At 60.5% G+C, this 20,666-nt stretch carries 17 protein-coding genes and 1 pseudogene; 10 read left to right on the forward strand and 8 right to left on the reverse strand.

Translation table 11 applies throughout. The features are described from left to right. Positions 1–69: 69 nt before the first annotated feature. Entirely contained in the window at positions 70–1,098 is a 1,029-nt protein-coding gene (locus PKE98_RS21065) for an AraC family transcriptional regulator (protein ID WP_271197360.1), read from the reverse strand. A gap of 108 nt (positions 1,099–1,206) precedes the next feature. Then, the gene (locus tag PKE98_RS21070; RefSeq protein WP_271197361.1) at positions 1,207–1,848 is read right to left on the reverse strand and encodes a TetR/AcrR family transcriptional regulator; all 642 of its coding nucleotides are present in this window, start codon (positions 1,846–1,848) and stop codon (positions 1,207–1,209) included. Positions 1,849–2,268: 420 nt separating this feature from the next. Here PKE98_RS21070 and PKE98_RS21075 point away from each other — a divergent pair, with 420 nt between their 5' ends. Then, a complete protein-coding gene (locus PKE98_RS21075) occupies positions 2,269–3,375 on the forward strand; it encodes an AraC family transcriptional regulator (RefSeq protein ID WP_271197362.1) in 1,107 nt (368 codons plus the stop codon). Between the two features lie 60 nt (positions 3,376–3,435). Here PKE98_RS21075 and PKE98_RS21080 read toward each other — a convergent pair whose 3' ends face one another. From PKE98_RS21080 to PKE98_RS21095, 4 genes are all read right to left on the reverse strand, one after another. Continuing rightward, complete coding sequence (locus tag PKE98_RS21080) at positions 3,436–4,914, reverse strand: cytosine permease (RefSeq protein ID WP_271197363.1); 1,479 nt, start codon at positions 4,912–4,914, stop codon at positions 3,436–3,438. A 168-nt stretch (positions 4,915–5,082) separates the two neighbouring features. Next, complete coding sequence (locus PKE98_RS21085; RefSeq protein WP_271197364.1) at positions 5,083–6,558, reverse strand: cytosine permease; 1,476 nt, start codon at positions 6,556–6,558, stop codon at positions 5,083–5,085. Positions 6,559–6,571: 13 nt separating this feature from the next. Further along, on the reverse strand, positions 6,572–6,796 hold the full coding sequence (locus PKE98_RS21090; protein ID WP_271197365.1) for a hypothetical protein: 225 nt from the start codon (positions 6,794–6,796) through the stop codon (positions 6,572–6,574). A 158-nt stretch (positions 6,797–6,954) separates the two neighbouring features. Beyond that, positions 6,955–7,971 carry an NAD(P)-dependent oxidoreductase gene (locus tag PKE98_RS21095; RefSeq protein ID WP_271197366.1) on the reverse strand — a complete coding sequence of 339 codons (1,017 nt, stop codon included), beginning with the start codon at positions 7,969–7,971 and terminating at the stop codon, positions 6,955–6,957. Between the two features lie 143 nt (positions 7,972–8,114). Between PKE98_RS21095 and PKE98_RS21100 the strand changes: the two genes are divergently transcribed. The 8 genes and pseudogenes from PKE98_RS21100 to PKE98_RS21135 all read left to right on the forward strand — a co-directional run bounded on the left by PKE98_RS21100 (position 8,115) and on the right by PKE98_RS21135 (position 16,783). Continuing rightward, a complete protein-coding gene (locus tag PKE98_RS21100) occupies positions 8,115–9,101 on the forward strand; it encodes an aminotransferase class IV (protein WP_271197367.1) in 987 nt (328 codons plus the stop codon). 20 nt (positions 9,102–9,121) lie between these two features. After that, positions 9,122–10,036 carry an NAD(P)-dependent oxidoreductase gene (locus PKE98_RS21105; RefSeq protein ID WP_271197368.1) on the forward strand — a complete coding sequence of 305 codons (915 nt, stop codon included), beginning with the start codon at positions 9,122–9,124 and terminating at the stop codon, positions 10,034–10,036. Positions 10,037–10,064: 28 nt separating this feature from the next. Continuing rightward, complete coding sequence (locus PKE98_RS21110; RefSeq protein WP_271197369.1) at positions 10,065–10,658, forward strand: NAD(P)-binding domain-containing protein; 594 nt, start codon at positions 10,065–10,067, stop codon at positions 10,656–10,658. A gap of 420 nt (positions 10,659–11,078) precedes the next feature. After that, complete coding sequence (locus PKE98_RS21115; protein ID WP_271197370.1) at positions 11,079–12,224, forward strand: AraC family transcriptional regulator; 1,146 nt, start codon at positions 11,079–11,081, stop codon at positions 12,222–12,224. A gap of 64 nt (positions 12,225–12,288) precedes the next feature. Further along, positions 12,289–13,089, forward strand: a complete 801-nt coding sequence (locus tag PKE98_RS21120; RefSeq protein WP_271197371.1) for an SDR family NAD(P)-dependent oxidoreductase — start codon at positions 12,289–12,291, stop codon at positions 13,087–13,089. 34 nt (positions 13,090–13,123) lie between these two features. Further along, a pseudogene (locus PKE98_RS21125) lies at positions 13,124–14,287 on the forward strand (iron-containing alcohol dehydrogenase). 37 nt (positions 14,288–14,324) lie between these two features. After that, positions 14,325–15,812, forward strand: coding sequence for a flavin-containing monooxygenase (locus tag PKE98_RS21130; protein ID WP_271197372.1), 1,488 nt, complete (start codon positions 14,325–14,327; stop codon positions 15,810–15,812). After that, positions 15,809–16,783, forward strand: a complete 975-nt coding sequence (locus tag PKE98_RS21135; RefSeq protein ID WP_271197373.1) for an alpha/beta hydrolase — start codon at positions 15,809–15,811, stop codon at positions 16,781–16,783. The genes PKE98_RS21130 and PKE98_RS21135 overlap by 4 nt, the downstream gene beginning before the upstream one ends. A 44-nt stretch (positions 16,784–16,827) precedes the next feature. Here PKE98_RS21135 and PKE98_RS21140 read toward each other — a convergent pair whose 3' ends face one another. Next, complete coding sequence (locus PKE98_RS21140) at positions 16,828–18,231, reverse strand: APC family permease (RefSeq protein WP_271197374.1); 1,404 nt, start codon at positions 18,229–18,231, stop codon at positions 16,828–16,830. Positions 18,232–18,456: 225 nt separating this feature from the next. On the opposite strand from PKE98_RS21140, the gene PKE98_RS21145 reads away from it, so the two are divergent. Beyond that, positions 18,457–19,254 carry an SDR family NAD(P)-dependent oxidoreductase gene (locus PKE98_RS21145; RefSeq protein ID WP_271197375.1) on the forward strand — a complete coding sequence of 266 codons (798 nt, stop codon included), beginning with the start codon at positions 18,457–18,459 and terminating at the stop codon, positions 19,252–19,254. A 59-nt stretch (positions 19,255–19,313) separates the two neighbouring features. Here the strand turns inward: PKE98_RS21145 and PKE98_RS21150 are convergent, their stop codons facing one another. Further along, the gene (locus PKE98_RS21150) at positions 19,314–20,648 is read right to left on the reverse strand and encodes an aspartate aminotransferase family protein (RefSeq protein WP_271197376.1); all 1,335 of its coding nucleotides are present in this window, start codon (positions 20,646–20,648) and stop codon (positions 19,314–19,316) included. Positions 20,649–20,666 lie beyond the last annotated feature (18 nt).

A 20,666-nucleotide genomic window follows, 5' to 3' on the forward strand; every position in this document is an offset into this window, starting at 1 on the left:
GGAGCTATGGGCAGAGCGCTGAAGGCGCAAACAGGTCAAAAAAGGGGATCGTGGGAGACATGCCCCCATTCAATGTTTGGCGTGCGAGCGGTACTGCGACGGCGTGCAACCGCTCCAGCGTTGAAACGCTCGGCGAAAGGCGGCGGCCTCGCTAAAACCCAGGCTTTCAGCGATGCGCGCCACCGGCATTTCACGCAGTAAAAGCTCTTGCGCACGCTGGTAACGAGCCTCACACAACAGCTCGTTAAAGCTGGTGCCCGCTGCGCGCAGGTGACGCTGCAAGGTTTTGCTGGAACAGGCCATTGAGGTGGCCACATTGCTTAAAGAGGGTGACGTGTCGAACCCCAAGCAGATGGCCGAGCGTACGTTGGCGAGGAAATCCCGGGGGCTTTCCAGGTGGGATTTAAGCACCGAACAATGCGCGCGCATTTCACTGTGCGCGGCCGCGTTTGCGCAGGGTAAGGGGTGGTCCAACCACGCCGCATCAAACGACAAACTGGTGGGCCGCGACAGATCAAACGTCACCGGGCAGTTGAAGTAGCGCTGATACGGCGCCGCCTGCGGCGCAACCGCAAACCCGATGTTGATCGCGTTCAGCGGCAGGGGTTGGTAGAGCAGATCGGCCATCACGCTTTGCAGCGCAGTCAGCGAAAACTCGATGGCAAGCCAGCGCAGCTCATCTTCAATGTCAAACAAGGCGTCGACGTTGAGCCAGCCAGTACGCTGTTCCTGCACCAAGCTTAATTCAAAGCCCGTGCCCAGCGGCAACGGGTACTCGAAAAACAGCTCCAGCGCAGCGCGCAGATCGCGGCTGGACAGCAGGGTAAAACCAAACACCCCATAGGCGGCCAAGCGGCAGCGTTGGCCCAGCTCCAACCCAAGGTGCTCCGCCTGGGTAAGGCGCTGGGCGTTGCGCAAAATCATGCACTCCTGCTCCACCGAGATCAGCTTGTCGCCAGCGCGCAGGTCGTCGGCCACCAACTGAGTGCCCTGCAGCAGGCGAGCGGTTGAGTGTCCGGATTCAGCGACGAAGGCATCAACCAAAGCAATGAAGTGCAAGGTGGCCAGGCGGTCGATGGGTTGTAGCGAGGTAGCCATGGTGCTCACCCTGGAAGCGGATTCGATCCCGAGCTTAAAGCGCAGGGCCAACCTTCCAACAGGTGAGTAATGACCTAAAAACGGGGCGTCATGGCCGACTGCAACCGGTCACCCGGCGCGAATCATCATCAGCCACATGGCCAGCGTGGTGTCGACGGTCTCTTGCCAGTTTTGCTTAAGCGCGCTGGTGTGCTTGTGATAGAACAGCAAGCCTTCAATTTGCGAGGCGATCAGCACGGCAAACACCTGCGCACGGCCCGGAGCAAGTTGCGGATTCACTTCCTGGATCAACTCACCCATCACCCGGCAAAAGGTTTCGTAAATGGCGCTGAGGTGCTCACCGACGGCTTGATCGTGTTCGGCCAGGGCCCAGCTTTGGAAGGAAAACGAGGCGATCCAGGGGTCGCGCGCCGCTTCCATGTCTTGCGTAATCACATCAATCAGGCGCTGCTCGGCGGGCCGAGACGTGTCGCCGGCGATGGCCACGAACTGAGTCACAAACACTTCGATTTTGGCGCGGATCATCGACAGCAACAGATTTTCGGTGGTGCCGCAGTAGTGCTGAAGGTTGCTCAGGCTGATGCCCAACTCGCTGGCAACCCGGCGCGCGGAAAACTGCGCGTAACCGTCGCGGACGAAGATAAGTGCAGCGGTGTCGATAATGTCCTCGATGCGCTGGACACGTTTCTTTTCACGCGGACTGGCGGTGCGCTCGAATAACGATTCGGCCCGCGACGCTTCACTCAACATCGACTTACTCCAAAAGCCACTAACTCCGACACAGGATGCCTGCCGCAGAGCGGACGGCGCAACCCTGCAACGCTGCGCGCCGCGCCAGCGCGCCGTGCTGATGGGCTGGAGTGTACTGAACGGCGCGCACCAAGGTCAACCGACCTAAAACAATCCAGACCGGACTGGCTGGCTGGCTCGCTGGCCCGTGACTGAACGATGAAAATCGTTGACTTAGGTCAACAGACCTTGTTTTATAGGTCGCACGACCTCTTCGACATAAGTGGAGGCGAAGAAACCCGCCCTTCACCGCGCAGCATTAAAGCGCGGCCCCTGCACCACCACGATGATCCCCGGCCTGCCAAGACCGAAAGTGTTTCCTGCAACGTTCGCCCCCTTCAGCGGGCGGAAAGACTTGGCTAGCCGATGAGGGCCGTAAAAATGGTGTCAGTGCATGCGTCACCCATCACTCCAGAAGACCGCGTCTTCTCTACCGTCGAACTCCAGGCCCTGGTCGCCAGACACAGTGGCGAGCCTGCTGCGTTGGCCCACGTATTGGCCCACCACGGCCTGCACCACGCGGCGGTATTTGACCCCGCCACTCGCCTATCGCTTAGCCAATGGCTGGGCACGCTGACTGGCTGCTGCCAGGACCCCCTGCTGGCACTGCACATTGGCCAACAGATGCACCTGACTGCCTACGGCATGCTGGGCTTCACCCTGCTCAGTAGCGCCTCGTTAAGCGAAGCGCTAGACATTGCCAACCACTTCGGGCTGCTGGCCAACCTTAAACATCAGTTGCATCTGGAGGTCGACGGCGACGTCGCTACGCTGTACTTGCGTGAGAGTTTCGCGTTGCTAGGCGCCGAGAAATATTTCTCCACGCTGCTGGAAAGCGCAAAAATTCTGACCCTGCTTGGCGACATTCTGGGCCACGGCTTCAAGGCTCAGGCTCTGCGCCTGAATCTCAACGCCGACCCAGGCGAAGCCCAGGTCATTTCCGATGCTCTCGGCGTGCCGACCCAGGTCAATTGCCAGGACAGCTGCATCAGCTTTAGCAGCCACTACGTCGCGCAACCGTTACCGCAATCCCACGTCATGACGCATCAGTCCTGCAAGGCGCTGTGCGGCACTCAGTTGCGTGAAATCAGCCAGCGCTACGACCTGTGCTACCAGATTCAAAAAATGCTGTTGGCCTCGCCAAGCCGAATTCCGCCGCTGCCTGAGGTCGCTTCGCGGCTGCACCTATCGCCTCGCACCCTGCGCCGCAAGCTTGAGGCGGTGGGCAGCTCGTACAACCTGATCCTTGAAGACGTGCGCAAGAAACTGGCGATCCGTTACCTGCTCGATACGCCCCTGACCACCGAGGCCATTTCCGAAAAACTCAGCTACAGCGATGCAGCCAATTTCCGTCACGCATTCAAGCGCTGGACCGGCACCGCCCCCCGCGCCTTCCGCTCGCAAAACCGCGAAATCGACTGGGCTCTGCCGCCAGCATTCACCCTACCCGGGGCACGGGCCGGTGCCGTCGTTCACGCCCACGCGTAGGCCATGCAGAAACAAAAAACCCTGGCCAATGACCAGGGTTTTTTTCACCTCAATAACGCGTTACAACCCTACCCTCACCTTCTTCTCGGACAGTTGTTGGACGTTGCGGTAGCCGCCGCGCACACCACTAGCAATCACCACGCGCATGGCCAAGTAATAGGCCAGCATACAAATCGCCAAGGTCGGCATGGTGGCACCCACATAACGGAAGGTGGGTCCCACTTGAAGGGTCAAGGGGTCAAACAGCAGCAGGTACACCACGCCGCCCAGGGCAATGGTCGCCATGGCCACCCAGTTCACCCCGCCCCAGAACCAGTAGGCGCTGTGCTGATCTTTCACAAACAGGTGCGCTGGCAACACCACCTGACGGCGCAGCAGCAGGTAGTCGACCAGCATCACCGCCGCGATGCCGACAAACATGGCGCTGTTATAGGCCAGCCAATTCATCACATGGGCGATTAACCACTGCGTATTGAACGCCACCACCAGGCCGGGCAATAACAGGATGGCGACGATAAAATCCCAGCGCATTTTGGCGAAGAAGCGCACCTGCTGCACCGAAACCCCGGCAAAGTAGAAAAAGCTGATTAACGTGCCCAGGTTTGCCAGCAGCAGCAACGACACGATCACGGTGCCAAACCCATTGCCGGCTGTTTTAACCACCCACTCAGCCGGTTCGGTGGAACCGGTGGCAATCGCAGCCAGCGCGCCGACCGCAGACGTAAACACTGCGCCGATAACGCCAGCGCCGAGCAACGACGGTGTGATGACGTGTTTGCGTTTCTGGATCAACCGCGCAATGCCGCCAAAAAACGGCACGCTGGTCAGCGCATTGGCCGCGCCAAATTCAACACCGTAGGCCAACTGCAACAGCGGATCGCTGGCATAGGCCAACTTGGGGTCGACATTGGTGTGCAGCAGCGTGGTCAGGCTGACATCGCGGGTGATCAGGTACACCAACACGCAGGCGATGATCAGAATCGCGGGCGAGGTATAGCGCGTCAACAAGGCAATCATCAGCGGGCCTTTTCTGAGCAACACCCAGATCAGCACTAGCATCGCCGCCGACACCACCGCGACAAAGCCGTTATTGATCTCGCCACCCGGGTTGAACAGCACTTGCTGCAGACGCCCGGCAGCCTGCCCCGTCATGGCGATCAATACAAACGACCAGCCTAGCGTGGTGATCAAAATCAGCGCCAACAACAAGGACGAACCGCGCGTGCCCATCGAGCTTTTGGCAGCATCCACCGGGTCCACACCATGACGGTAGCAAATCAGCCCGGAGGCCAGATACACCGGAGCCAGCCCGACAATCAAACCGATCAGGTAGCCCAGAATGCCAATACTGGTGTTGCCGATGTAGGCTATCGAGGCGCCGAAGAGGTAGTTAAAACTCGCCGCGCCGATGGCCACGCACGCGGCCAGTAACGAACCGAAACCGGTGTAAAGGCGATCAGCGCCCCGAATCGGCAAACGCCCGGCCAGCGCCTCGCGCGCCGTGACTGCGCTGATATCGCCGCTATTGGCATCACTCATGTACGTCCCCGCCTTGATCATCGAAACCAATCAGGCGGTGATTATGCGTCCGTCATGGCCGGCTAACAGGTGCGCCGCGGTCAACTTTCAGGTGAGCCAATGGCGTGAAAGCAGAAACGCCAAGGCCCCGACGCAGTGCCGGGGCCTTGGCTGACGACAGCGTCTGTTTTACAGGCCCACGGCAACCTTTTTTGTTGCCAGTGTGGCGGTGCCGCGATACCCACCTTTGTTCGTCGCCGCAATCACCAACCGCATGGCAGCGTAGTAAACAACGATGCTCAAGAAGAACGACGGCATGGCAGCCCCTAGGTAGCGGAACGAGCTGCCCACTTCCAGGGTCATCGGGTTAAAAAACGACAGGTAGCTCGCTGCGCCCAACACCACCACCCCAATGGCCACCCAGTTCACACCGCCCCAGTACCAGTAGGCACTTTCGCTGCTCTTCACGAACAGATGGGCGGGCAAAATGTGTTGGCGACGCAGTAGCAGGTAGTCGGTGAACAGTACCGCTGCAATGCCGGCAAACATGGCGCCGTTATAGGCCAGCCAGTTCATCACATGGGCAATCAGCCAGTCGGTTTCGAAGGCGACAAACACGCCCGGCAGTAGCAACACCGCAATGATCACGTCCCAGCGCATTCGGGCAAAAAACCGGATTTGCTGCACCGACACTCCAGCCAGGTAGAAGAAGCTCACCAGCGTCCCCAGGTTGGCTAGCAGCAGCACGATCACAATCACCGAGCCCAACCCATTGCCAGCGGTTTTAACCACCCACTCGGCAGGTTCCGTCGAGCCGGTTGCCACCGAGGCCAATGCCCCGACTGCCGTGGTAAACCCGGCGCCGATCAACCCGGCTCCCAGCAGGCAAGGCGTAATCAGGTGTTTGCGTTTGTGGATCAAGCGCGCCATGCCGCCGAAAAAAGGCACGATGGTCAGCGCATTGGAGGCACCAAATTCAACGCCATAGGCCAGTTGCAGCAAGGGGTCGGTCGCGTACGCCGAGCTCTCCGGCACATTGGTGTGCCATAACGTCGATAGGCTGACATCACGGGTAATCAGGTACAGCAAAACAGCCGCAATGATGAGCACCGCAGGGGAGGTAAAGCGGGTCATCAGTGCCATCATCGCCGGTCCTTTGCGCAGCGCCAGCCAAACCAGCACCAGCATCGCAATCGAGACCGTCGCGACAAACGTGTTGTCGATACCACCGCCCGGGTTCATCAGCACCTGTTGCAGCCGTCCGGCAGCCTGTCCAGTCATGGCCACCAGTACGAAGGCCCAACCCAACGTGGTGATCAGAATCATAAAAAGCAGCAGCGCCGAACCACGGGTGCCCAGCGCGCTTTTGGCGGCATCAACCGGGTCTACGCCATGGCGATAGCTGATCATGCCGGAGGCCAGGTACATCGGCGCCAGGGTCATCATCAGGCCAATCACATAGCCCATGATGCCCAGCGAGGTACTGCCAACCGCCGCCACCGATGCGCCAAACAAGTAGTTGTAGCTGGCGGCGCCAAGCGCCACGGCCGCGTTCAGTAACGTGCCAAAACCGGTATACAAGCGCGCGGAACCTGCTACCGGCAAGCGCCCGGCGAGGGTTTCCCGTGAAATTTGGCCGCTTACATCTGTGTTCGAGTTACTCATGGTTGCACCCTCTTCAGATGGAGAAGCCCACCAGGGCCCACAACGCCACGCCGGCAATAAACCAGGCGGCAGCCGAAATAATGATGGAGCGAGTGGGCTGACGGGTTTCGTCACTGGCATTTTCGGCCGATTCCAACGCCACCAAGCTTTTCACCAGATCAAGGTCAAGGTCGCCAATGGATTCATCAATCAGAAACGAGTGATCGCCGATTAAATGAAGGCTGGATGCATCACGCATACGGTGCTCCTAAATACGAAAGGCGGCAGAGTTCGGGAAGTTATTGTTATTTTCAGCACATCGCCCCCTGAAGATCGGGGCCTGTCCATGGGCTGATTATGCGCTCGCTGCAAGGGCCAAACAGGTGCGCAGCGGTCATCCTGAAGGATCCTGCAGGATCATTGCGGACGGAATACCTCATAGGCCGCAGGCAGCTCATCCGCGCCGTGACCATTGCTCAGGGCTCGGTCAACGTAGCCAGAAAACAACGCCAGCAGGCCATGTTCAACGCCGGCATTTTTCGCCCGTTCCAGCAACGACTGCACCCCCAGCGAATGCACATAAATCGACGCTTCTTGGCCCGCGTAGTTTTGCTGGTCAATGGCCTCGATGGTGCGTTTCCAGGTGCTTTCGATCACGGGTTTGAAGGCCTGCAACGCCGTGGCGAAATCTTTGATATCCACTTGTTCGGCCTGCAGCATCGCGGCGCTTTGCATCAAGGCGAACGTGTTGCCGTAATACATGGTGAGCAGGCTGCCATCGAGCACATTGGCCGAGCCCGGTTTTGCGCCGACGTAGGTCATGCGCCCGCCCAGCAAGCGCATCTCGTTGGCGCAGCTGTTCCACACGGCCTCGGGGCCTGAGACCAGCAGCATGCATTCGGGCCTACCCACCTTGGTGGGGTAATCCATGATCGCGCCGTCCAGATAGTTCAGGCCGATCTCTTCTGCCCATTGCGCGCCCGCCTGCGCCTGCCGGGCGTCACCGGTGGTGAATTGCACCAGCGTCTTGCCTTTGAGCAGCGGGGTGATTTGCGCTTGAAGCAACAGGGCGTTGCTGGAGGCGTAGTCCGACAGGCAAACAATGATCAAGTCGGAGGCGTTGATGGCATCAGCAATATTAGCTTGGGCAGTGGCACCCATGGCCTCCAGTGGCTCGGCCTTGGCGATTGAGCGGTTCCACACAGTCACCTGCAACCCCGCCTGAATAAACGGCGGGACCAGCGCCGCGCCCATTTGCCCCAGACCAATAAACGTCACGTTCGAATGCGTCATGCCGGTTCCCCTCAGTGGTGTGCGTTGGCGACGGTGCGCCGGAATGCCACGACTGTAGGCACGCCCTGCGCCGCACAAAAGGTGATTGGGGGCCAAGAAAATGATCGTGGCGGGACACCGCTCTTTTCCCACTGCCGGCATGCCCGGTTGGCCGCATCGCCTTGCTAACTTGGCCCCACCTCACCTGTTGGCCCTGCGTCTGCCACTCCTAAGATGAACCCACAGCTACACGGGCACGGCGCGCTGCAACCGGCGCCAATTCATTCTTTAGAAGAGAGAGCGCGATGACCATCATCCAGGCAGACCACATCATGTTGAACGATCCGGCGCACACCCGAGTTGCCCACGCTCCCGAGTATGCGCACGGCTCGGCGTTTATCCATGGCACCTACGTGGACCTGGATAACGCCGCCATTCCAATGTCCGACCTGGGCTTCACCCAGGCCGATGCCTGCTATGACGTGGTCAGCGTCAGCAAGGGCTACCTGTTCCGCCTGGAAGATCACCTGGAGCGTTTCGAAAGCGCGTGCCGCAAGTTCCAGTTGACCAATCCCTACTCCAAAGCAGAAACCGTCGAGATTCTGGAAAACCTGATCAAGCAAGCAGGCACCAAGGAAGCGTACGTGTGGTGGGCCGTCACCCGGGGCTTCATGCCCGACGGCAACGACCGCATCAACCCGCAGGCCTATGAAAACCGCTTCTACGCCTTTGTAGTGCCGTACGTGTTCATTTCTGACGACGAACAGCGCAGCCGTGGCATCGACGTATTGGTCAGCAAGCTGTTTATCCGCATCCCGCCAAAAGCGGTCGACCCCACGGCGAAAAACTTCCACTGGATGGACCTAAAGCTGTCGCTGTTCGAAGCACAGAAGGCGCAGAAAGAATGGTCGGTACTGTGCGACGCAGACGGCTACCTGACCGAGGCACCGGGCTCGAACATTTTCCTGATCAAAGACGGCGTGCTGTTCACCCCGGACTCCGGTTGCCTGGAAGGCATCACCCGTAAAACCACCTTGGAGCTGGCGAAAGAAATCGGTTTGCCGCTGCACGTTGAGCGGGTGCATGTCGAACAACTGCTTAACGCCGATGAGGCCTTTCTGACCTCCACGGCGGGCGGCGTCATGCCGATCAACAGCGTCGACGACCGCGTGCTGGGCGGTAAGGCCGGCCCTGGCGCGCTGACCACCCAGCTGCACAACCTGTACTGGACCAAACGCTGGGACGGCTGGCTGGGCACCGCGGTCGACTTTGACACGCCTGCCACGGTGTAACCCCACACAACGGCGGCCACTTGGTCGCCGTTTCTCATTTTGCAGAGGACTGTTTTATGCCACACGCTACTCCTTCGGTCAGTGTGCTCGGCCTTGGGGCCATGGGCGGTGTCTTGGCCCACACCCTGTTGCAAGCCGGCTGCGCAGTGACCGTGTGGAACCGCAGCGCCGAGCGCGCGGCGCCCCTGGTAAACGCCGGCGCTACGTTGGCTCACGACGCACAGTCAGCCCTGCTGGCCAGTGACCTGACCATCATTTGCATGATCGACAAAGCAGCCTGCGAAACCGTGCTGGCAAGCCTGGGCCCGACCTCTGACCTGGGTGGCAGAACCGTGGTGAACATGAGCACCGGCACGGTGGACGATGTTGAACGGCTGGCGCACTGGGCAGACGAACACAACGCCCGCTATCTGGACGGCGGCATCCTCTGTTACCCCAAGGATATTGGCGCGGCAAAAACCGCCATCCTGTATTCCGGTAACCCCGACGCCTGGCACGCCCACCAGCAAACACTCACGCTGCTGGCCGGCAGCCCACGCTATCTCGGCGCCGATCCTAAAGCCTGCACCCCCACGTACCTGGCGCTTTACGCGTTTTACTTTGGCGCGTTTGCAGCCTGGCTTGAAGGCGCTGTGCTGGCAGCCTCTGCCGAGGTGTCGGTGGACGCCTTTAAGACGTTGTCGTCGATCATGACCGACATGCTGGTGGACGGCATCGACACGGCCGCCAACCGCATCACTGCCGGCGAGTACGGCGGCGAACAGGCGTCGGTGGATGTGCACGTGGCCGGGCAGGAAGTGGTCCTTGATGCGCTGGTGAGTGCCAACGTGCCCCACGCCAGCACCGATGCCTACCTCGCGTATTGCCGCATGGCGCAATCGGCCGGCATGGGCGAGCTGGATATCGCCGTGTTGTTCAACGCCATGCAAGCCTGAACATCGTCTAACCACAGAGCGCTAGATCATGACCTCTGCACTCCTTGCGCTTCACGCGCAACGCATCGCCATTATTGGCCTGGACACCTATGGCAGCAGCATCGCCCGCGCCTTGGCGAAACAGGGTTTTGCCGTGGCCGGGCTCGACCCGTTGCGCCACAACCTGGTGCCGCCTTGCGACGGCTTTACCTTGCTGCGCAACCTCGAACAGGCCGTTGAAAGCAGTGATGTGTTGATCACCTGCTTTCCCGACCAACTGCTGATGAACGCGCGGCTTTGCAGCCCGGAAACCACGTTTGGCCTGCACGGAAAAACACTCATCAGCTTTAACACCGCGCAAACCCGGCCGGCTTCCTCGGCCCGTTCGATGGCCGAATGGGCGCGCAGCGAACACATCGATTACCTGGAAATCACCCTAAGCGGCCACGCTGAGCAGATCGGCCAGGACGACTGCGAACTGCTCTGCGCCGGTCCGCAGCGCGTATACGAGCGGCTTGAACCGCTGTGCCGCAGCCTGGGCGCGGCACTGACTTACTTGGGCAACGACTGCGGCGCCACACTGGAACCGCACCCCACACCGTCCACCCGACCGTCTCTGGCAAGTGCAGCCAGGCTGCAGTAATCGCCGCGTACCGCGCATAAAAAACTCACCCCAACGGTGAGTTTTTTTATGGAAAACGCCAGTCGGTTACTTGACCTAGGTCAATCGACCCTATTTAATCGGTCGCACGACCTAGTTATCCGAATCGGGTTTTCCAGGTCCTGCGTGAACGTGCAATTCCTACCTGATAGACCAACAAAAAACAGGGCACCGCCTGCTGGGCCCGCAAGGTCAGGAGATATAAAAATGAGGTCCAAGACCCCGAACACCTGCGTTGCCTTACCGCTATCAGCACCTCCCCGGCCTGCCCAAGCCAATGCGTTGACTCTGCCGTGCGTTACGTACCCCAAACAAACGACGCACTAGATTCGACGCGGATATCTCCTTTCGATCGCGCCGTGTTGCGCGGTCCAGTTGCGTGAGTATCGCTGTGAGGGCTGCATGATGGGACTGATCGACACAACACCGATTACCTGCGACGACAAGATTTTCTCGACGGCCGAGATTCTCGCCGCCATCACCGTCACCAGCTGCGGCGAGCAACAGCTCAGCCACTGCCTGGCAGCCGGGGACCTGACCCTCGCTGATCTGTATAACCCCCAGAGCCGAATCTCGCTCAACCAGCACGCGCATATTCACGCGGCGTTCCACCAATGCAGCGACAACCCGTTGCTGGGCCTGGAGGTGGGCAAACGCCTGCACCTGACCTCCTACGGCATTGTGGGTTTCGCCCTGTTGAGCAGCGCTACGTTGCGCGAAGCGCTGACGGTCGCCGCGCAATTTAGCCTGCTGATGAACTTCAAACTGGGCCTGCACATCAATGAGGAAGGCGACAGCGCTCGCCTGGAGCTCAGCGACCGGTACGGGCTTAGCAGAGGCCAGGAAGGATTCTGGTGTTACCTGGAAATTTCCAAACTCATCACCCTGCTGCAAGACATTCTCGGGCTCGGTTTCACCTGCCAGGGTATTGACTTGGCCATCGACGCCACGCCCGAAGAACAAGCGCTGGTTCGGCAAAGCCTGGGCCTGGACGTGCGCTTTAACTGCACCCGCACCGCCATCCGGTTCGCCGGGCAGTGGCTGGACGCCAAGTTGGCGCAAGCCAACAGCATCACCCACGCCAGCTGCAAGGCCACTTGCCAGGCGCAGCTGCGCGAGGTCATCCAGAAATACGACCTCAGTTACCAAGTGCAGAATTTGCTGCTGGGCTCCGGCCACTGCATCGCCTCGCTCTCGGATATTGCTGATCGCCTGCACCTGTCGCCGCGCACGCTGCGCCGCCGTCTGGATGCGCTGGGCACCTCCTACAACGCCCTGTTGGTGGAAGTGCGCAAGAAGCTGGCAATTCGCTATTTGCTCAACACGCCGATGACCACCGAGGCCATCTCCGAACAGTTGAACTACAGCGACGCCGCCAACTTTCGCCATGCCTTCAAACGCTGGACCGGGCGCTCTCCGCGCGAATACCGGGTGCTTAACAACGGCGGCAACCATGCATCGCGCTACGGCCATGGCAACAACACTGTCGTCCAGCCGCTGCAAGCGCCCGCCCAGTGGGCCGAGCGCGGCATGGCAGCAGTCGGCTGAAGCCCCACCCACACCCGCTGCCACAGCGCGGTGGCAGCTACCACTCCCTATAAGGACCTCATTGATGGACATGAAACTGGCGGGCAAAGTCGTGGTTATCACCGGCGCCAGCACCGGCCTTGGCCGCGGCATTGCGATAAAACTGGCCGCCGAAGGCGCGCACTTGGTCATTGGCGATATCAGCGAAGCCAGCAACCCAAAAGGCTTCGACGACGAACCCGAACTCACCACCGCGCAACTGATTAATAAACGTGGCGGCCAGGCGATTTTTCAGCGCTGTGACGTCACCCGCCGTGACGACCTGACCACCCTGGTAGGCGCTGCCACCGAGCAGTTCGGGCGCCTCGACATCATGATCAACAACGCCGGCGTGTACCGCGACGGCAAGCTGATCCATGACTTCAGCGAAGAAGAGTTGGACCTGTGCTTAAACGTCAACGTCAAAGGCAGCTTCTTTGGCGCCCAGGCGGCGATCAACGCGTTCCTCAGCCAAGGCGGCGGCGGCAACATCATCAAACTGGTGTCCACGGCGGGCTTGGGCGGCCACCCGTGGCAGTCGGTTTACAACATTTCCAAAGCGGCGCAAGCCAACCTGACGCGCTGCCTGGCCATCGAATACGGCCACGTGGGCATCCGGGTTAACGGTATCTGCCCCACCTACGCCAAGACCGCCCTTACCCGCGCCCTGATGGAACAACCCGGCTACGTCGATGACTTCGCCGAGACCATTCCCCTCAAGCGCTGGGGCGAGATTGACGACGTCGCTGACTTGGCGGTGTTTCTGGCGTCCGAACGCTCCAGCTATATCCACGGCGACCTGGTGCGCATCGACGGCGGCGAAACCCTGTCGCGCTACTCGGTATGACGCCCTCTTCTACGCCCGTACTGGAACCACGCCTATGAGCATTTTCAAAGCTTTCACCTTCGATACCGTTGGCTCGCTGGTCGCTGAATGGGGCGCCGCACGGCGCCTCGGCGACATTCTGGGCAACTGGACCGAGTCGCGCAGCCTGCTGATTGTCACCGACAAATTCCTCCACACTGGCGGGCTGCTGGACAACGCCAAAGCCTCCCTATTGGAAGCTGGTTTTACCCTCAGCGTGTTTGACGATGTGGTCGCCGACCCACCGGAATCCGTACTTCACGACTGCGTGGGCCAAGCCCGCGCTGCCGGGGTGGATGTGGTGCTGGGTCTGGGCGGCGGTTCGTCCATGGACATCGCCAAACTGGCTGCCGTACTGATCCCCTCCAACCAGCAGTTGGCCGACCTCTACGGCATCGGCAAGGTAAAGGGCAGTCGCCTGCCGCTGGTGCAAATCCCGACCACCGCCGGCACCGGTTCGGAAGTCACCAACATCACCATTTTGACCACCGGCGAAACCACCAAAATGGGCGTCGTGGCCCAGCAGTTGTATGCCGACAAAGTCATCCTTGATGCTGAGCTGACGCTCGGCTTACCGCCGCTGATTACCGCCGCGACGGGCATCGACGCCATGGTTCACGCCATTGAGGCGTACACCAGTCGCCACCGGAAAAACCCGCTCTCCGACGCGCTGGCCCGCGAAGCGTTGCGCCTGCTGGCCGGCAACCTGATCGCGGCCTGCGAGGACGGCAAAAACCGGCTGGCCAGAGAGGCCATGTTGCTCGGCGCCACCCTCGCCGGCCAGGCATTTGCCAACGCGCCGGTGGCGGCCGTGCATGCCTTGGCCTACCCGTTGGGCGGCCACTACCACATCCCCCACGGCCTCTCCAATGCGCTGATGTTAGGGCCGGTGTAGCGCTTCAACCTCGCGGCGGCGGCGCCGCTGTATGCCGAGCTCGCGGACGTGTTGCTGGGCGCCAGCACCGCCACGGTCACCCACCGCGCCTCCCGGTTTGTCGAGTTTATGGAAGACCTGATGAACCGCTCCGGCGCACCGCGTCGCCTGCGCGACGTCAAGGTGACCGAGGACAGCCTGGCGCTGCTCGCCCGCGACGCCATGAAGCAGGAGCGCCTGCTGATGAATAACCCGGTGGACGTGCGCGAGGCCGATGCCTTGGCCCTCTACAAAAAAGCCTTTTAATCCAGCCGCCCACGCGTCTACTCCGAGGAAACCGCTCATGTTGCACACCGCAAAATCGTCTTACGACATCGTTATTCTGGGCGCCGGCTTTGGCGGCCTCGGCATGGCCGCACAGCTGAAAATGCAGGGCATCGATAACTTCATCATTCTTGAACGGGGCAACCGCATCGGCGGTGTCTGGCGCGACAACGCCTACCCGGGCGCTGCATGCGACACCGAATCGCACCTGTACTGCTACAGCTTTTACCCACACCTGCGGGTGAGCAAAATGTACGCCGACCGCGACGAGCTGCTGCGCTACATGGACACCCTCGCCGAGCACTACGCCCTGATGCCTCACATTAAGCTGGGCAGCGAACTGACCCAGGCACGCTGGGATGAAACCGCCCAGCACTGGGCCTTCGAACTGGCCGATGGCGCGCGTTTGCAGGGGCGATTTTTTGTGCCGGCCTGGGGTCAGTTGAACAAACCCGCCATCCCCGCCTTTAAAGGGCTGGATAACTTTGCCGGCCAGTATTTCCACTCCGCGCAATGGCCTGCCGACGCGCAACTGGCGGGGAAAAAAGTGGCCAGCATCGGCGCCGCAGCCAGTGCCGTGCAGTACGTGCCGGAAGTAGCCAAAGAGGCTGCCCACCTGACCGTGTTCCAACGCAGCGCAAACTGGATTATGCCGCGCAACCAAATGGTGTTTTCGCAGCAGCAACTCGATGCCTACAGCGCGCAACCCGAGCTGTTCCACGAAAGCCGCCGCGACCTGCATGCGTTCCGCGAAAACGGTTTTGCCCGCACCCGCCACGGCACCGATGCGCAACAAGAAGGCATCAAATTGGCCAGCGCCCATTTGGCCGGCCAGGTGCCCGATCTCACCTTGCGCGCCAAACTGACGCCCGACTATGAGTTCGCCTGCAAACGCATTTTGCGCTCCGACGATTACTACCCGGCGCTGACACGCAGCAACGTCAGCCTGGAAACAACGGCCGTCGACCATTTTGTGCCCGAGGGCATCGTCGACAAAAACGGCGCCTTGCATGAATTCGACGTGGTGATTTTCGGCACCGGCTTTGAAAGCCAGGCCTTCCAGGGCGACCTGGAAGTGATCGGCCGCAAAGGCCGCACCCTGCATGAACGCTGGCAGAGCGGCGCCGAAGCCTACCTGGGTATGACGGTTCCGGGCTTTCCCAACATGTTCATGATCTACGGCCCAAATACCAACCTGAACCACAACTCAATCATCACGATGCTGGAGATCCAGCAACGTTACATCATCGAGGCGGTGCAACACCTGGACGGTCAGGCGGCTGACGTTCGCGACGATGCTTTCAACGCCTACAACGATGCATTGCAAGCCAATATGCAGTCCTCGGCGTTTTCTTCTGACTGCTCAAGCTGGTACAAGAATGCCGCAGGCAAAGTGATCAACAATTGGTCGGGCACGGTGGAGGAATACCGCGCCCTGGCCAACCACTGGCACGCCGACGACTACCATCTGCTGCGCGTCAGCGAACGCGCCGAGGTCACCTCATGACAGAAGCCATCGCACTGGACCAGGTCGCAGCTGACGCGGTGGCCCTGGTCCGGGCGTTTCGCGCTAACGGCGCCGTGTCCTTTCAAGATGTGCCGCTGGCCGATGCGCGCGCCAGTTACCTTAAGGCCTGCGCAGCCAATGGCGTTGCTGCGCAGGATGTGGCGGCGGTGCGTACGCTGGAATTCCCGGTGGCAGACGGCACGGCGAACGTGCGCGTGTACCGGCCACTGGGCAGCCATCCCGACAGCGTTACGCCACTGGTGGTGTTTATCCATGGCGGCGGCTGGGTGATCGGCAATCTGGATAGCCACGACAGCCTGTGTCGCAGCCTGGCCAATCAGTCGGGCGCGAGTGTGGTGGCGGTCGACTATCGCCTGGCACCGGAACATCGGTTTCCGTTGCCGCTTGACGATTGCCTGGCAGCCATCCACTTTATTCGCGACAACGCCCTCGACCTGCAGGTGGACCTGAACAACGCGGTGATTGCCGGCGACAGCGCCGGCGGCAACATGGCCACGGTGCTGGCCAATCACCCGGAGTATCAGGTCGACGGCCTGCGCTTCACCGCGCAGGTGCTGTTCTACCCAGTCACCGACCTGACTGCCAGCCACCGCTCCTACCAGCGCTTCACCGAAGGCTTTGCGCTGACGGCGGCGTCCATGTACTGGTTCCGCGAGCAATATGTGGTGCCGGGCCAGGACCTCAGCGATGCGCGCCTATCGCCCCTGCTCCACGCCGAGGGCCGCACGCAACCGGACCTGTTTATCCTCACCGTCGGCCACGATCCGCTGGCCGACGAAGGCATTGCCTATGCGGCTGCAGCGGCAGGCGCCGGAACCGTAGTGATGCATCACCATTTGCCCCGCCATGCCCATGGCGTGCTTACCAGCGCCGGCAAAATCGAAACCGGGCGTACGCTGCTCACCCAGGCGGCGCATTTTATTGCCAGCCGGTTTACAGCGCCGCGTTAATCCCACGGCGGGCGATGGCGTTTAGTGCCACCGCCCGTTTTCCCTTACGGCTGCACAGCCTGCGGTTTACCCAACGCCACCGACCTCACCAGCCCCAACACGGGCGCCAGTAGAAACACGAGCGGCAGGTGGTTGACCCACCACTGATCACTGCCGGTCATCACCGCGTAGTTGTCGATCATCAACACAAACGCCACCAGCATGCTCACGCCACCCAACAACGGCGCAACCGCCGTACTCCACAGCGACTCTCCTCTGCGCTCGCGGCTAAAAAAACGCAGCACCGCAAAGCTGGTCAGGCACTGCAACAGCACAATGCCCAAAACGCCCATGCCAAACAGCGCCACGCCCATTTGCAGGTACGGATGCTGACCGGCGGCGACAAACACCACCGTCACGCCAGCCACCAACGCAAGCTGCACCACGGTGCCGTTGAAGGGCGAGTGGTGCTTGGGGTGTGTCTTGCCCATCCACGCCGGCAGGATGCCGCTGCGCGCCAGGGAGAAGTGGTAGCGCGCCGCACTCATGTGCAACGCCAGGAACCCGGCGAACAGGCTGGTGATCACCAGCACCTGCATGATCTCGGTGGCGAGGGGGCCAACGTATTGGGTGTTGATGATGAACAAGAATGAGGCGGGATCGGCGGCAGCCGTTTGTTTAGCCTGCTCGACACCGACGGCCGAGACCATCGCCCAGGTGGTGGTGAGGTAAAACACCGCGATCAAGGCAATGGCGATATACGTCGCCCGCGACACCGTGCGCCGCGCGTTGCGTGCTTCCTCGCCATAAATCACTGTCGCCTCAAAGCCGATAAACGAGCCCAAGCCAAGTATCAGACTCAGCCCCGCGCCACTGCCCAACACCAGCGACGGGTTGAAGACCTCGAGGGAAAACCCGTGGAAGCCCTTGTCCCACAATACCGCCAGGTCAAAGGCAAACAGGCTGAGCACTTCCAGCAGCAGCGCGACGGCCAGCACCTTGGCGCTGGCGCCGACGTCCAGGTAACCCAGCACCAGCGTGGCGGTCAGCCACAACAGCCCGAACCACTGCCAGGCGATGTCGATGCCGGTGAGGTCTTTAAGCACCAGGCTGCTGAAAAACGACAAGCTGCCAAACGTGCCGATGGTGATCGCGTTGTAGGTCATCACCGCCAACCACGCGGCGATGTGCCCTGCCCGCTCGCCAAAGCCGGCAGTGATGTAGGCATAAAAGGCACCGGCATTGGTGATGCGCTGGCTCATCTTCAGGTAGCCCACGGCAAACACTGAAAAGATCAACGCAGCGACGATATAGGTGCCCGGCGTACCGGCGCCGGTGCCCAAGGCAATGGACAACGTCGTAAGGGACACCACGATGCCCATCGGGGCAACGGCAGCAAGTACCAGCAACACCAAATCTTTGGTGTCCAGGGTGTCGCGTTTCAAGGAATGGGCTGCAGGTTGGGACATGAGTTGTAGTCTCGGCACAGGGGTAAAAGTGTGAACAATCACCCCGAGCCTACCGCCCTGCATTCCCCATCCAACAGGTTGCCAGCGGCCATTTTTCGGCGGTGTGCGGCTGTCCCTTTTGCACCTGTTAACGCCCGCGCAGCGTTTTTAGACTCCCCGGCGAGACACGCGAAGCGAGGGGCCAACCCCTCTGCTCACACCCTGCTTGCCGATGGAGGCGACCCTATGCGATTCAACAATAAAATAGCCATTGTCACCGGTTCGAGCTCAGGTAACGGCCGCGCCATTGCGCTGGCTCTGGCCGCCGAAGGAGCCCACCTGGTGTGCTCGGACCTGACCAGCAGCGCCCGCCCGGAAGGTTTTGAAACCGATCTGCACATCAACACCGACCAGCTCATTCGTGACAAAGGCGGCGAGGCCATTTTTGTCAAAGCCGACGTCTCCCGTTACGCCGACATGGAAGCGCTTGTGCAAGCTGCGGTCGAGCGCTTTGGTCGTCTGGACATCATGATCAACAACGCCGGTGTGGCAGTGGAACTCAAGACCATCGTTGAAGAAACTGAAGCCGATTACGACCTGACCATGAACGTGAACACCAAGGGCACCTGGCTGGGTTGCAAGTTCGCCATCACCCAGATGATGAAGCAGGAAGTGAGCGCCACTGGCACCCGCGGCAAGATCGTGAATATCTCGTCCATTGGCGGCCTGGTGGGCTTGGCTCAGGAAGCGTCGTACTGCGCCTCCAAAGGTGCAGTCAACAACCTCACCCGGCAATTGGCAGTGGATTTCGCGGCGCACAAGATCAACGTCAACGCCGTGTGCCCAGGCTTTCTTGCCACCGCCATGGTGCGCCAGGAGCTGGACAATCCAGAGATCAAAACGCTGCTGGAAAACCTCACCCCGTGGCCGCGCATTGGCAACGTCGAAGACGTGGCCAAGGCCGTCACCTTCCTGGCCTCCGAAGATGCGCAATGGATGACCGGCTCGCTGCTGACCGTGGATGGCGCCTACACCGCCCAGTAAAACCCAGACAAAAAAAAGCGGCGCTGCCTTCGCAGCGCCGCTTTTTTAATGCCAGGCAATCAGGCTTCGGCAGCCTCTTTAACAGCCAGACGCGCAGCGCGCTCGGTGGCCGCGATAAACCCATCCACGTCCGCTTCGGTCATCACGGTCGACAAGAACGCCTTGCCGGTTTTCGCAATGTGGTAACCCTCCAGCACCAGGTTGCGCTGCAGGCGAGTCACCCATTTGGTCTCCTCTTTGTTGGAGTAGCCGCTGCGGTAATCACGAATGTCCCGCTGGTGACCAAACACCATAAACATTGAGGAGAAACCGGTGACCTGGCCGGGAAAACCCGCGTTGGCAAACGCCTCAGTCACCCCGGCGCGCAGGCGATCGCCCAGCACATCCATACGATCGGAGTCGGCTTGCGTATACAGATCGAGGGCAATTTTGCCGGCGGTCATGGTGATCGGGTTGGCGGTGAACGTACCGCTCCAGGGCAGCAACGGCTTGCCCTCGCGGTGATCGAACACCTGCATGAATTTACGCAACCCGGCCACAGCGCCGACCGGAAAACCCCCGCCAATAATCTTGGCCAACACGGTGAGGTCTGGCTTGATGTTGAAGCGCGTTTGCGCGCCACCGGCGTGCACCCGAAAGGTGATCACTTCATCAAGAATAAACACCGCGCCAATCTCGGTTGCCACGCGACGGATCATGCCAATGAATTCTTCTGTCACCGGAATAAAGCCAAAATAACTGGGCGCCGGGTCTATCAGAATGGCCGCAATCGCGTCGCGGTTGGCCAGGATAATCCGCTCGGCCGCTTCCACGTCGTTGTACGGAATTACCACCACGTCGTTCTTCACGCCTTCCGGCACGCCCTTGGAATAGCCGATGGACTTGGGGTCATCACCCCAGTTTTCCGGCGACGAGTCGAGGCTGACTTCTGCGTAGTCATACGAGCCGTGATACACGCCCTCGCATTTAACGATTTTCGAGCGCCCAGTCAGCGCGCGTGCCGCTTTGATCGCACACATCACCGCTTCGGAACCGGAGTTGGAAAAGCGAATCCACTCAAAGCTTTCAGCGCGGGCGCAGATGGTTTCGGCTAGCGCCACTTCCGGCTCCGTAGGCAAGGTAAATGCCGTGCCTTTGGTGACCTGCTCTTGAATGGCCGCCACGATGGCCGGGTGCGCATGTCCATGAATCAGCGAGGCGAAGTTATTCAGCAAGTCGAGGCGACGGGTGCCGTCAACGTCGGTGACATAAGCGCCCGAGCCGCTGCCGGCGTAAACCGGAAACGGTTCCTGCCACGGCAGAATACGGGTAATGCCGCCTGGCATTACCTTGCTGGCGCGTTCATACAGGGCTTTGGATTGGCTATGGTTTTCGGGCCATTTTGCAGCGGACATAGTGGGTTTCCTTGAAAC

This window comes from Pseudomonas turukhanskensis (genome assembly GCF_027922365.1).
Classification (GTDB): Bacteria; Pseudomonadota; Gammaproteobacteria; order Pseudomonadales; family Pseudomonadaceae; genus Aquipseudomonas; species Aquipseudomonas turukhanskensis.

Coding starts and splice junctions, on each gene's coding strand:
- PKE98_RS21120 (WP_271197371.1), top strand. CDS start 12,289: ATGGACATGAAACTGGCGGGCAAAGTCGTGGTTATCACCGGCGCCAGC.
- PKE98_RS21140 (WP_271197374.1), bottom strand. CDS start 18,231: ATGTCCCAACCTGCAGCCCATTCCTTGAAACGCGACACCCTGGACACC.
- PKE98_RS21100 (WP_271197367.1), top strand. CDS start 8,115: ATGACCATCATCCAGGCAGACCACATCATGTTGAACGATCCGGCGCAC.
- PKE98_RS21065 (WP_271197360.1), bottom strand. CDS start 1,098: ATGGCTACCTCGCTACAACCCATCGACCGCCTGGCCACCTTGCACTTC.
- PKE98_RS21130 (WP_271197372.1), top strand. CDS start 14,325: ATGTTGCACACCGCAAAATCGTCTTACGACATCGTTATTCTGGGCGCC.
- PKE98_RS21070 (WP_271197361.1), bottom strand. CDS start 1,848: ATGTTGAGTGAAGCGTCGCGGGCCGAATCGTTATTCGAGCGCACCGCC.
- PKE98_RS21115 (WP_271197370.1), top strand. CDS start 11,079: ATGATGGGACTGATCGACACAACACCGATTACCTGCGACGACAAGATT.
- PKE98_RS21110 (WP_271197369.1), top strand. CDS start 10,065: ATGACCTCTGCACTCCTTGCGCTTCACGCGCAACGCATCGCCATTATT.
- PKE98_RS21080 (WP_271197363.1), bottom strand. CDS start 4,914: ATGAGTGATGCCAATAGCGGCGATATCAGCGCAGTCACGGCGCGCGAG.
- PKE98_RS21135 (WP_271197373.1), top strand. CDS start 15,809: ATGACAGAAGCCATCGCACTGGACCAGGTCGCAGCTGACGCGGTGGCC.
- PKE98_RS21150 (WP_271197376.1), bottom strand. CDS start 20,648: ATGTCCGCTGCAAAATGGCCCGAAAACCATAGCCAATCCAAAGCCCTG.
- PKE98_RS21090 (WP_271197365.1), bottom strand. CDS start 6,796: ATGCGTGATGCATCCAGCCTTCATTTAATCGGCGATCACTCGTTTCTG.
- PKE98_RS21145 (WP_271197375.1), top strand. CDS start 18,457: ATGCGATTCAACAATAAAATAGCCATTGTCACCGGTTCGAGCTCAGGT.
- PKE98_RS21095 (WP_271197366.1), bottom strand. CDS start 7,971: ATGCCGGCAGTGGGAAAAGAGCGGTGTCCCGCCACGATCATTTTCTTG.
- PKE98_RS21075 (WP_271197362.1), top strand. CDS start 2,269: ATGGTGTCAGTGCATGCGTCACCCATCACTCCAGAAGACCGCGTCTTC.
- PKE98_RS21085 (WP_271197364.1), bottom strand. CDS start 6,558: ATGAGTAACTCGAACACAGATGTAAGCGGCCAAATTTCACGGGAAACC.